Annotated in this window: 9 protein-coding genes and 2 pseudogenes; 5 read left to right on the forward strand and 6 right to left on the reverse strand. The window is 68.7% G+C overall.

Annotated elements, in window-relative coordinates; translation table 11 throughout:
• The 5 genes from GA0115259_RS21130 to GA0115259_RS21150 all read right to left on the reverse strand — a co-directional run.
• On the reverse strand, positions 1 to 476 hold a 476-nt coding region (locus tag GA0115259_RS21130; RefSeq protein ID WP_141716645.1), incomplete at its 3' end, for a glycosyltransferase.
• A complete protein-coding gene (locus GA0115259_RS21135) occupies positions 473 to 2,311 on the reverse strand; it encodes an ArnT family glycosyltransferase (RefSeq protein WP_176732607.1) in 1,839 nt (612 codons plus the stop codon). The genes GA0115259_RS21130 and GA0115259_RS21135, both read right to left, overlap by 4 nt.
• Complete coding sequence (locus tag GA0115259_RS21140; protein ID WP_093599511.1) at positions 2,308 to 3,561, reverse strand: glycosyltransferase; 1,254 nt, start codon at positions 3,559 to 3,561, stop codon at positions 2,308 to 2,310. The genes GA0115259_RS21135 and GA0115259_RS21140 overlap by 4 nt, the downstream gene beginning before the upstream one ends.
• Before the next feature lie 254 nt (positions 3,562 to 3,815).
• Entirely contained in the window at positions 3,816 to 5,909 is a 2,094-nt protein-coding gene (locus GA0115259_RS21145) for a thioredoxin domain-containing protein (protein ID WP_093599514.1), read from the reverse strand.
• Between the two features lie 107 nt (positions 5,910 to 6,016).
• Positions 6,017 to 7,486, reverse strand: a complete 1,470-nt coding sequence (locus tag GA0115259_RS21150; protein WP_161230431.1) for a CBS domain-containing protein — start codon at positions 7,484 to 7,486, stop codon at positions 6,017 to 6,019.
• A 165-nt stretch (positions 7,487 to 7,651) separates the two neighbouring features.
• Here GA0115259_RS21150 and GA0115259_RS21155 point away from each other — a divergent pair, with 165 nt between their 5' ends.
• Both GA0115259_RS21155 and GA0115259_RS21160 read left to right on the forward strand, forming a co-directional pair.
• Entirely contained in the window at positions 7,652 to 7,924 is a 273-nt protein-coding gene (locus tag GA0115259_RS21155) for a hypothetical protein (RefSeq protein ID WP_093599535.1), read from the forward strand.
• The gene (locus GA0115259_RS21160; protein ID WP_093599520.1) at positions 7,921 to 8,328 is read left to right on the forward strand and encodes a PIN domain-containing protein; all 408 of its coding nucleotides are present in this window, start codon (positions 7,921 to 7,923) and stop codon (positions 8,326 to 8,328) included. Before GA0115259_RS21155 ends, GA0115259_RS21160 begins: the two co-directional genes overlap by 4 nt.
• Before the next feature lie 30 nt (positions 8,329 to 8,358).
• On the opposite strand, the pseudogene GA0115259_RS42885 reads toward GA0115259_RS21160, so the two are convergent.
• Positions 8,359 to 8,466, reverse strand: a pseudogene (locus tag GA0115259_RS42885) (DUF255 domain-containing protein); the annotation flags it as partial.
• Between GA0115259_RS42885 and GA0115259_RS21170 the strand changes: the two are divergent.
• From GA0115259_RS21170 to GA0115259_RS21185, 3 genes and pseudogenes are all read left to right on the forward strand, one after another.
• Positions 8,465 to 9,031, forward strand: coding sequence for a Uma2 family endonuclease (locus GA0115259_RS21170; protein WP_093599526.1), 567 nt, complete (start codon positions 8,465 to 8,467; stop codon positions 9,029 to 9,031). The pseudogene GA0115259_RS42885 and the gene GA0115259_RS21170 sit on opposite strands and share 2 nt — an antisense overlap.
• A 170-nt stretch (positions 9,032 to 9,201) precedes the next feature.
• Complete coding sequence (locus tag GA0115259_RS21180) at positions 9,202 to 10,659, forward strand: ATP-binding protein (RefSeq protein ID WP_093599529.1); 1,458 nt, start codon at positions 9,202 to 9,204, stop codon at positions 10,657 to 10,659.
• 118 nt (positions 10,660 to 10,777) lie between these two features.
• Positions 10,778 to 11,261: pseudogene (locus tag GA0115259_RS21185) on the forward strand (hypothetical protein); the annotation flags it as partial.

Here is an 11,261-nt window from a genome sequence, read left to right on the forward strand (position 1 = left end):
CCGCCGGCCAGCCCTGCCCGGCTGCCGCCGCTGATATACCGGCTGGCGACGACGAGATCGGCGCGCTCCCGCTCACCGGCCGCGACCAGATCGGGCACAAGGGCGGGCGGATGCTGGAGGTCGGCATCCATGACGACGATCCAGTCGGAGCCCGCGGCCCGCAGGCCCTCCACGACGGCTCCGCCGAGACCGCCCTCGGGAGTCTGCCGGTGGATCACCTCGACCGGGAACGGGCAGTCCTGCGCGGCGGACGCGATCACCTCGGGTGTGCCGTCCGTCGAGTCGTCGACGAAGATCACCTCGCAGGGCAGTCTGGCCGGTACGGCGTCGGTGAGCTGGCGCAGCAACTCCCGTACGTTTTCCGACTCGTTGAAGGTCGGGATGATGACGGTGACGGCTCCCGGCTCGGCCACGGCCGTGGCTTCGAGCTCCGGTTCGCCGAGCTCTCCGGCACCGGTGGGCGGAAGAATGCTCATCGTGCGCCTCCCGTGCTCGTCGTGACCGTGCTCGTAGTGGCTGTGCTCGTCGCGGCCGTGCTCTTCGTGCCCGTACTTGTCGTATCCGTGGTCTTCCTGACCGCGATCGCGATCCGCCGGATCTCGATCCGGTCCTCGCCCTCGCCGAAGACGGCGACGGTGTCCGAATGGGCCAGCGCGTCCCGCACATTGGGCAGATCGCGCGCATCGCGCCGTACCGTCGGAGAGGCGACCACATAGTCCAGATCGCGCCAGCCGCCGGGCATGGTCTCGGTGACGGCCGGGTCGAGATCGGCCTTGTAGAACCAGATCGCGCCGAGGCCCGGTTCGTATCCGGCGTGTACGAGGTCGAGCCAGAGCGCGTCGTCCACGAGCACCCGGGCCCGGGACGGATCGGGCACCTCCGTGGCCATCCAGGAGGCGGCGGCCCGGTAGGGAGCGTTGGCGTCGGCGGTCAGGGCGGTGCGGTTGCCGTCGTACCAGTGAGGCACGACGTATACGGCGGCGGTCGCGGCCAGGGCCGCCAGGGCCGTCCAGCGCGCCACGGTCAGCTTCCGGCTCTCCGCGCTCTCCGTACTCTCCGTACTCTCCGCGCTCTTCGCGCTTGCGCGCCGTCTGCGCAGCACGGCATGCGTGACGCTCGCCGCGCCGCCCGCCAGCACCAGCGCCAGGAACGGCAGCGCCTGGATGACATACATCGCGGGCAGATAGCCGGACGGGCGCATGGCGACGGCGGTGAGGATGACCACGGCGAGCGCGGGGCCCGCGAGCGCCCGCGCCGTGACCGACCAGCGCAGCGTCACCATCAGCAGGACGGCACCGGCGAGACCGCCCAGCGGCAGCACCCGGTCGTAGTAGAGCCAGGACTGGAGCACTCCGTACGAGCCGCTGCCGGCGTCGAGGATGAAGCCGGAGCCGGGCCGGCTCATCTGGTACGTGATGCCGTCCCAGAGCGAGACATGTCCGCCGCCCGGCAGCAACTCGCCCTTGAGCAGGGCGAACAGCGGATAGAAGAGCCCGATCAGCGCACAGGCGGTGATCGCGCCGGTGAGGGCGAACTTCCTGGTGTCACGGTGGCTGAAGCGCCACATCGTCACCAGCAGCGCCGGCAGGATGACGAGCATCGTCTCCTTGGTGAGCACGCCGACGGCGGCGGCGATCCCGGCCGCGAAGTGGTGCCAGAGATCGCGGTGCGGCGAGGCCGCCAGACAGAACGCCAGCAGCATCCACATCACGGCGATGTTGTCGAGGAAGATCTCCCGCTGGAGCACCACGGAGAGCGGCGAGAGCCCGAAGAGGACCATCGCCAGCCCGGCCGCCCAGCGCGGCAGCCACAGCCGCCGGGCCAGTACGTACAGGAACACCGCGCTGGCCGCGCTGACCAGCAGCATCGCGAACCGCATCGGCGCGACGGTCATCGACTCGGGCGAGAGGAGCGAGGGAAGCCAGGTCAGAAAGGCGATCTGCATCCAGCCGAGCGGCGGATGGTCGTACCAGTAGGTGTAGTGGGCGAGGCCGTCGCCCTCCTGGACCGCCCAGGCCTGGGCGAGATAGGTGCCCTCGTCGTCGCTGAGCGTCGGATAGTGCTGGATGTTCCAGCCCTGGACCAGCAGGATCGCGACGAGGAGCACACCGCACAGCAGCAGATCGGGACGGGAGCCGCGGAAGCGCACCACGGGCCGGACGGTGAGCCGTCTGTTGCCGCCGGTCTTGTCGGGCGCGTCGGCCGGAGCGGGCGCGTCGGCCGGAGCGGTAGGGCTGTTCCGGGCATCGTTCGGCTGCGCGGGGACGGCCGTTCTCTGATCGGTCGTCACCACGGGAAGTGTGGAGGTCACGCGTGGACGTCCTCTCGGATGTCGCGGATGTCTCGGGTGTCTCCGGCGCGTCCGGTGTCCGGCGCCAGATGCGCGCCGACATGACTGGTCAGCTCCCAGTCGCTGTGGCCCCGCTGCTCGCGCCAGACGGCACGGATCGCCGCACCGGCGAGCAGCACCTGGTAGAAGGGACCGCCGACGATGAGCTTCAGATAGTGCGTGAGCCGTACGCGGAGTCCGTACTGCTTGCCGAAGTCATGCAGCCCGACGACCTCGAAGACAAAGGTGACCAGCGCGGTGACCAGCGGCAGGAAGGTGATGAAGGCGATCGTCACCGGTACGTCCAGGAAGAGCGCGATCCCCACGTTGAGCGGGATGATCAGTCCGGTGAACGCCTGGAGGAACGGCGTCATCAGCGTGTAGCGGGCGAGCATCCGCTGTCCTGGCGTGGGCAGTTGCTTCCAGTCCTTCTTGCGATAGACCTGAAGGAAGCCCTGATTCCACCGAGTTCGCTGTTTGAGCAGGGACATCAGTGAGCCGGGAGTCTCCTCGCGGGTCACCATGTCCGAGTCGTACGCGACGACGACCTTCTTGCCGATGCTGGAGAGCCGTACGCCCAGATCGCAGTCCTCGGCAAGGCAGTTCGGGTCCCAGCCGCCGGCCGCGCGCAGCACCTCGGTCCGTACGAAGACGGTGTTGCCGCCGAGCGGGATGAAGCCCTTCTGGGCGTGCAGATGGAGTCTGCTGCGGAACCAGAAGAAGTACTCCAGGCAGTTGCGCAGGCTGTACCAGCTCGAATGGAAGTTGATGAGCTGCACTCCGCCCTGGACGACATCGGCGCCGGTGGAGCGGAAGGCGTGGTCCACATGGGTCAGCAGCTCGGGATGGACCTGGTCCTCGGCGTCGAAGACTCCGACGAAGTCGCCGGTGCAGTGCGGCAGTGCGGTGTTGAGCGCCTTGGGTTTGTTCTTCGCCTGATGGGTGTCGACGACGACTCTGACCCGTCCCGGATCACGGGCCGCGGCCCGCTCGGCGACCTCGGCGGTCTCCGGATCGTCGTGTCCGACGATGACGATGATCTCGAAGTCGGTGTGGCTGGACTGGAGCAGCCGCTCGACCGTGTGCTCCAGCACCGCCTGCTCGTGCCGGGCGGGCAGCAGCAGGGAGAACGAGCCCTGCCGGCCTCCGTCAGGCGGTGCGAACTTGGTCGCGGCCAGCGTCTCCGGTGTACGCCAGGCATGCATCTGCCACCAGAGCGTGAACGCGGCCATCCAGAAAAGCGCCAGTGAAACGGCAGCAATGAACACAGACGTGAGCAACACGGCCCCCCTCGGCCCGGGTGGACCGCGGCAAGGCCCCCCTGGCCGCCGGCGCACCCACGATCCCCCTCGCGCAACAGGCTCCCCACACACACCTGTTGCGCCTCTTGTGAAGACAATAAGGCCGACCTGTGACGGCCGGAGGGCCGTTTGGGTGAATACTGCGTTTCAGGCCGATTCACCGCGCGTCATAAACCGGCCACAGATTACTCGAACACGCCCAACTCGCCGCGCAGTACGCTCACTTCGGTTGTGGGAGCGGTGCATACGAACCGTCGGCAGACATATGCGGCGGACCGCCCGCCGACGAGCGGACGGCCCGTCAGCAGCGGGAAGCCATCGGTGCCGTTGGCGCCGTCGGCGCCGCCGAGCCCGTCGCCGTCCGCAGGGCCGTACGCCACGACCGCGCCAGGTGCCGTCGCGAGCAGTGCCGTACGGTGCAACTCCCGTGCCGCGGCGTCTCCTTCGGGCCCGACATCTTTGGGCGCGACGACGGCGATCTCACGCGGCCCGTCGAGCAGCGCCTCGGCGACCGCGAGGCCCCAGCCGATGAAGCGCGGCGCGCGCGGGCCCAGGGACTTCACCACGCCCAACGCGCCCTCGGCGGCGGTGCGATGGGCCTCGGAGCCGGTGTGCGCGGCATAGGAGAGCAGGGCTCCGGCGGCGGCCGTCCAGCCGGACGGCGTGGCGTTGTCCGTGGGATCCTGCGGCCTGCGGATCAACTGTTCGGCGTCGTCGGCGGTGTCGAACAGCGCGCCGTCCTCCGCGGCGAAGCGGTCGAGCACAATGTCCAGCAGGAATCCGGCGAATTCCAGCCACGCTCCCTCGCCGGTGACCGCGGCGAGCGCCAGAAATCCCTCGGCGACATCCCCGTAGTCCTCCAGTACGCCGGCGTGCGCGCCGGACCTGCCGTCCTTCGAGGTACGGACGAGCCGCGCGGTCTTAGCCGTGTCACCGAGGTGCACCCGTACGAGCAGGTCGGCGGCCTCCGTGGCCCGCTCCACCAGGTCCGGCCGGTCGAAGTACGCGCCGGTCTCGGCCAGCGCGGCGATCGCGAGCCCGTTCCAGGCGGCCACGATCTTGTCGTCCCGGCCGGGCCGTGGCCGCTCCTCGCGCGCGGCGAGCAGCCGGGCCCGTACGGACTCGGCACGGGCGGCGTCCACCACGCCGCCGCCCTGCGGAAGCTGGAGCACGGAAGCACCTTCCTCAAAGGTGCCCTCCTCCGTCACCCCGTAGTACTGAGCGGCGAACTCAGCATCCGACTCACCGAGCACCTCGCGCAGTTGCTCCGGAGTCCAGACGTAGTACGCGCCCTCGACATGCCGTCCGGTGCCGTCGTCGCTGTCCGCGTCCAGCGCGGAGGCGAACCCGCCCTCGTCCGTGCGCAGTTCGCGTACGAGGAAGTCCGCGGTCTCCACCGCGACGCGCCGGGCAAGATCGGATCCGGTGGCCCGCCACAGATGGGCGTAGACGCGGCACAGCAGCGCGTTGTCGTAGAGCATCTTCTCGAAGTGCGGGACGGTCCACTCGCGGTCCACGGAGTAGCGCGCGAAGCCGCCGCCGAGCTGGTCGTAGATCCCGCCGCGCGCCATCGCCTCACAGGTGTCGGCCGCCATCTGGAGCGCGCCCTCGGCGCCGGTACGGGCGTGATGGCGCAGCAGGAACTCCACCACCATCGACGGCGGGAACTTGGGCGCGCCGCCGAAGCCGCCGTGCCGCGCGTCGTACTCCCTGGTCAGCCCGAGCAGCGCCTGCGACACCTCCGCCTCGCCCGGCACGCCCTCACCGCCGCCGTGCGCGAGCGTCCGCCCGGACAGCTCCCGTACGATCCGCCCGGCGACCTCGGCGACCTCCTCGCGCCGGTCGGTCCACGCGGCACTGACACCCTCCAGGACCTGCGGGAAGGACGCCATGCCGTGCCGCGGCGCGGGCGGGAAGTACGTACCGAAGTAGAACGGCTCCCCGTCGCCCGTCAGAAACACCGTCATGGGCCACCCGCCCTGCCCGGTGGCAGCCTGCACGGCCTCCATGTACACGGCATCGACATCGGGCCGCTCCTCGCGGTCCACCTTGATATTGACGAAGTGCCGGTTCATGTACTTCGCGGTCGTCGTGTCCTCGAAGCTCTCGTGCGCCATCACATGACACCAGTGGCACGCGGAGTAGCCGACCGACAACAGAACGGGTACATCACGCCGCCGCGCTTCCGCGAAAGCCTCCGGTCCCCAGGGCCACCAGTCGACCGGATTCTCGGCATGCTGAAGCAGATAAGGCGAGGTCGCGCCACCCAACCGGTTCATACGGGCATCGTCGCACGATCACCCTGGCATTGGGCAGCCATCCACGTCCATCCCGGTGCTCCGATGCAAGCAGGCCGGGGTGCGGCAGCACCGGATCTGCCGTGTCGTCAGGCTTGCGGCTGAACAGTTTTGAGCATCTGCAGAGCGACTTGGATCTCCTTGACCGCACTGATGCGGTCATCGTCACTCGTGTGGAAGTGCATGGTCTCGTTACGGATTTTTCGAACCCGGTCCATGCGTTCGGCGAAGCTCTGCTGCGGGAACTGCCAACCCGTGGCCCGCCATACGTCATCCCGCTTGAGCAATGTGATGTAGTCGGAGAAGTTCATGCCCTGATTGGCGAGCTTGACTATTCTTGCGGGATCGCCGGGGAGGCCGTACGCACCATGGATCTCCTTCACCTGCATCAAAGCCTTCCTGAGCGCTCGGCGCAGGCGCAGTTCCAGCTCTTGAATGAGGGCGTAGGGGCGCAGTTCCTGCTCGAATCTGTGGGCCAGGTCGTGGCCGGTCACAATCCCAGAGAGGCTGCCGTCGGGATTGACCACGAAAACGCAGCCGTGGTCGGCTACATCGGCCAGACAGTCCACCATGGGCTCATCGGTACGTATTGAACGAACCTTCAATACGGCAGCGTCTCTGACCAGCGCGGTGGCAGGGCGGTTGGTCGCACCGATTTCCCGCCAGGTGACGGAGCCGCGCAAGTGACCGTCGTCGTCAAGGACCGGAAGCTGGTCGTACGCGTTCTCGGACAGAAGTTCCACAGCTCGGCTGAGCGGGTCGGTGAGCCTGACGGTCTTCAGCTCGTTGCGTGCCGAGGGCAGCCTCCCAACGGTCACCAACACAGGCGCCGGACGAGCCGGCTCCTCGTCATCGTCGCCGCTCTCACCCTCTCCTGCTCCAACGGCGGTCAGGCCGATGTCGCCGATGTCCGAGGAGCCAGACTGCACGTCGACCAAGAGATCCGCCGCGGAGTCATCTCCTTCCTCCGGCTCCAGTTCCAGTTCCAGGTTGGCGGTCTCTTCGCCCGACTTCCGTTCAGCTTCCGGGGCCAGGCCGATGGGAACGACGCGGACGATGTGGTCGATCGACGGGACCTCGGTGATGGGAGGGACAACCGCGAGACCAAGCTCGTCCAGATCCCGGCGAATGGTGGCGGTCGCCTTGTCCGAGCGGCTCACGAAGTCCCAGATGCTGAGCAGGTCACGCACGGCCAGTTCCACCGGCCTGCCCGCCGGGGCTTCGGCGACCTTGTCGGCCAACTGGGCGGGTCTTTCCAACAGTCGCAGGCCAGCCGGGGCGTCAGGGTTTCCCGGATCGGAGTCCCCCGCCGCAAGCATGGAGAGACGCTTCACGGCATCGAGGCGGCGCAACTCGCTCACTGTGAGCAGGGACCCAAGCGTCGCACGCAGGTCGGCGCGAAGCCCCGTACGCGGCACATCGGTGCGCTTCCAGGTGACACTGCGTACATGCCGGAGTCCCGGAGCAGCCTCCGCACGGAACAGGTAATCGCCCGTGAGGTACCCGATGGCAATGGTGCCCGCCTTGAGTGGCAGGACGATCAGATCCCCAGGCATCATGACGGCGCGAAAACGCCACAGCTGCCCGCGCCAGTTGCCGAGGACGCGAGGGTTCTCACGGGGTGCGACAGCCCGTAGGTGAAGCATCGCGGCCGTTTCTGGTCGCAAGAGACGTGGTTCGGTGAAGCTTTCGCAGTGTAATAGAACTTGTCCTACACTTTGAACATGAAGCCGACCCGAGCCGGGACCACCGAGAACATCTCCGTATCCATGCCAGCCGATCTGCTCAGTGAACTCCGCTCTCGAACCGGTCGCCGAGGCCTGTCCGGCTACATCACCGAGGCCGTCAGGCACCAGCTCGCGATGGACGGGCTCGCCGAGATCGTGGCATCCCACGAGGAGGAACACGGCGCGCTCACCGAGCAGGAGATCGAAGCTGCCCGGCGCGAGCTGTTCGGAGACGAGAACGCCGAGGGTGCCGTGCGAGGCGCCGCGTGAAGGAGCTGCCGGCCCGCTCCCTGGTGCTCGACTCCGAGGCACTCTCCATGCTCCTGCGCAACGACCGCAGGATGGCGGCGCGCATCGAGGCATCCCGGCAGGCCGGAGTCCCCGTCCTCGTGTCGGTGCTGACCATCGTTGAAGCAGCATACGGAAAGACCGATCTGGCGCGCTTGAAGTGGGTGCTCACCCGGCTGCGCGTGGAACCGGTCAGCCAGGAAGACTCCCTGACCGCAGTGACGCTACTTCGAGATACCGGCGGGCTGCACGGACACAAGTACGCCATCGACGCTCTCGTCGCCGCGCTGGCGCTCCGGGCCCCCGCCCCCGTGGTCGTCTTGACCTCCGACCGTGACGACTGGTCGAAGCTCTGCGGAAGCCGCGTGATCGTCAGAGAGGCGTGAGCGGGGACTACTCGGTTTGCGAGTTCACTGGCAGCAGTGGCACGCGGAGTAGCCGACCGACAGCAGAACGGGTACATCACGCCGCCGCGCTTCCGCGAAAGCCTCCGGTCCCCAGGGCCACCAAAGGAGGTACGCCATGACCGCCGAGATGGTCGTACCCGCATGGATGCACTTGCAGATCAGCGCAGAACAGTACGACTCCTGGTCCGAGGAGCAGTGCGTCGGCATTGAGATCGTGGACGGGATGGTCGTCGTGAGTCCGAGTGCGTCCAAGCGCCACAGTCGGCCGGCCCGGATCCTGGCCAATGCCCTGGACGCCGCCGCAGGCCCGGACTGGAACGCCGACACGGATTTCGACATCCGTCTCCAGGACATTCCGCTCACCAACCGCCGTCCGGACGTCGTCGTCTACCGGGCGGAGACCATCGACCTCACGCCCACCCGCCCGGAGCATGTGCTCCTGGTCGTCGAGGTTGTGTCCCCGGGCTCGGAGACCACCGACCGGATCGTGAAGGTGGACCAGTACGCCAAGGCCGGCATCCCCTTCTACTGGCGGGTCGAACAGGCCGCCACCGGCGTCCCGATCATCTACACCTACGTTCTCGAGCCAGCCACCAAGGCATACAGGGACGGCGAGACGTTCACCGGTGTGATCAAGGCTGCCGCGCCCTTCTCCGTCACCGTGGACCTGGGAGCCGCCTGACAGGCAAGGATGCTCCGGTGGCCCATGGAGGAAGCGATCGACGCAGCGGTGGCAGGCCGCTTCCTCCTCCCCGCGGGTCCCTTGGCGTTGCTTCTGGCAGAGAGACCAGGGCAGTCGCAGTTTATGTAGAATGAATCTACATAGATTGAATCTACCTTGCGGGAGCAGTGATGGCCGCCACACCCTTCGTCGGCCGCAGTGCCGAGCTGAATCTGCTGCGCAAGCGTCTCGACCGCACTCTCGCGACCGGGTCCGGTACCGCCGTGGCCATCCGGGGGCGGCGGCAGGTGGGCAAGTCACGGCTGGTTCAGGAGTTCTGCGACCGGGCGCGGCTCCCCTATCTCTTCTTCACCGCCACCAAGGGCGCCTCGTCCCTGGAGGCACTCGCCGCCTTCCACACCGAGCTGCGCGAGTCACAGCTCCTCCCGGGCGACGGCGCCCTGCTCTCGGCGAGTCCGCCGTCGAACTGGCCTGACGCCTTCCGGCTGCTGGCCTCCGCGCTCTCGGACGCGCCCGGTGTGGTCGTGCTCGACGAGCTGCCCTGGCTGGCGGAGCAGGATCGGGTCTTCGACGGCGCTCTCCAGACGGCGTGGGACCGTCTGCTGTCCCAGCGGCCCGTGCTGCTCCTGCTGCTCGGCAGCGATCTGCACATGATGGAGCGGCTCACTGCCTACGACCGGCCCTTCTACGGCCGCGCCGACAGCTTCGTACTCGGCCCGCTCAATCCTGCGGAGACCGGAAGCGCCCTCGGACTCGACGCCGCCGACGCCATCGACGCGCATCTGGTCTCCGGCGGCCTGCCCGGCATCCTGCGCGCCTGGCCTCATGCGACACCCGCCCTCGACTTTATCGAGGCGGAGTGCGCCGACCCGGCCTCCCCGCTGTTCGGTGTGCCCGAAGCGGCGCTCATGGCCGAGTTCCCGACGCCCGACCAGTCCCGCCGGGTGCTGGAGGCGATCGGTGGCGGCGACCGTACCCACACGAACATCGCGGCCACCGCGGGAAGCCGCAGCGGCGCCCTGCCCTCGGGTGTGCTCTCGCCGATACTGCACCGGCTCTCGGAGGAGAAGCGGGTGCTCGCGGTGGACAGCCCGCTCTCCGTCAAGCCCGGGAAGCCCGCGCTCTACCGTGTCGCGGACAGCAATCTGCGGCTGTATCTCGCGGCCCTGCGGTCCGCGCAGGAACAGACCCGGCGCGGGCGCCCGGAGGCGGCCTTCGGGCTGGTGCGGCGGCGCTGGGCCTCCTGGCGGGGCCGTGCCGTGGAGCCGCTGATCCGCGAATCCCTCGAACTGGCCGCGGTGGACGGTGACTTCCCCTGGCCGGAGACCGGGACGGTGGGAGGCTGGTGGAACCGGCAGTTCAGCCCGGAGATCGATCTGGTCGGTGCCGACCGCGCACCCGTGGCCGGCACGCTGTTCTTCGCCGGCTCCGTCAAATGGCTGACCAGTCCATTCGATCAGCACGACCTCACCGCACTGGAACAGGGCGTGGCGCAGCTTCCCGGGTTCGTTCCGGGCAGCACCGGTCTGGTCGTCGCGTCCCGTGCCGGTATGACGGCCGACATCGCCTCGGACCATGTCGGGCTCGTCTGGGGGCCTCGGGACGTTGTGGGTGCCTGGCCGGAGTAAGCACGCGCGGCCACGCGCGATCGCGCGCGTGGGAGGAACACCGGCGGGCTGGTCTCGCGTTCGTGGGGCCGGCACAGGAGAATGTCCCTCCATCCAGTGCTTGCGGAGGGGGACGCTTATGCGGGAGAGCCACCGGGCCGAAGCCGAGCGGCTGTTGGTGCGTGCCGTGGAGGAGGAGGTGCGGCGCTCCGGCGGCCGGGCCGACGGGAACGCGCTGCTGGCGCGAGGGCGGAGCGCGCTGGACGCCATGGCGTCCGGAGCGGCCGAGGAGTACGCCGCCTACGCGCGGGCCATGGAGGCGGCGGAGGCGGAGCGGCGGCCTCTGTCGCACCGGTTCAGCCGGCAGTCCATCGGAACGCCCGTGCTGGTCACGGCCGTTGCCACCGCCGCCGCGGTCGGCGCGGATGTCGCGCTGGGCACCGCCACGGGTGTCGCGCTCGGCGCGGGCGCGGTGGTCGCCGTCGCCGGCGCCGCCACCACCGTTGCCAAGGTCACCGCGTCCCACTGGCCCGCCGCCCATCAGCACGCGGGTGCGGCCGGTCAGCCCGGCGGCACCGAACAGCTACGGCTCCAGTGGCTGACGGCGCTGGAGGTACGGGGCA

This window comes from Streptomyces sp. MnatMP-M17, from assembly GCF_900091995.1.
In the GTDB taxonomy this organism is placed as follows: domain Bacteria; phylum Actinomycetota; class Actinomycetes; order Streptomycetales; family Streptomycetaceae; genus Streptomyces.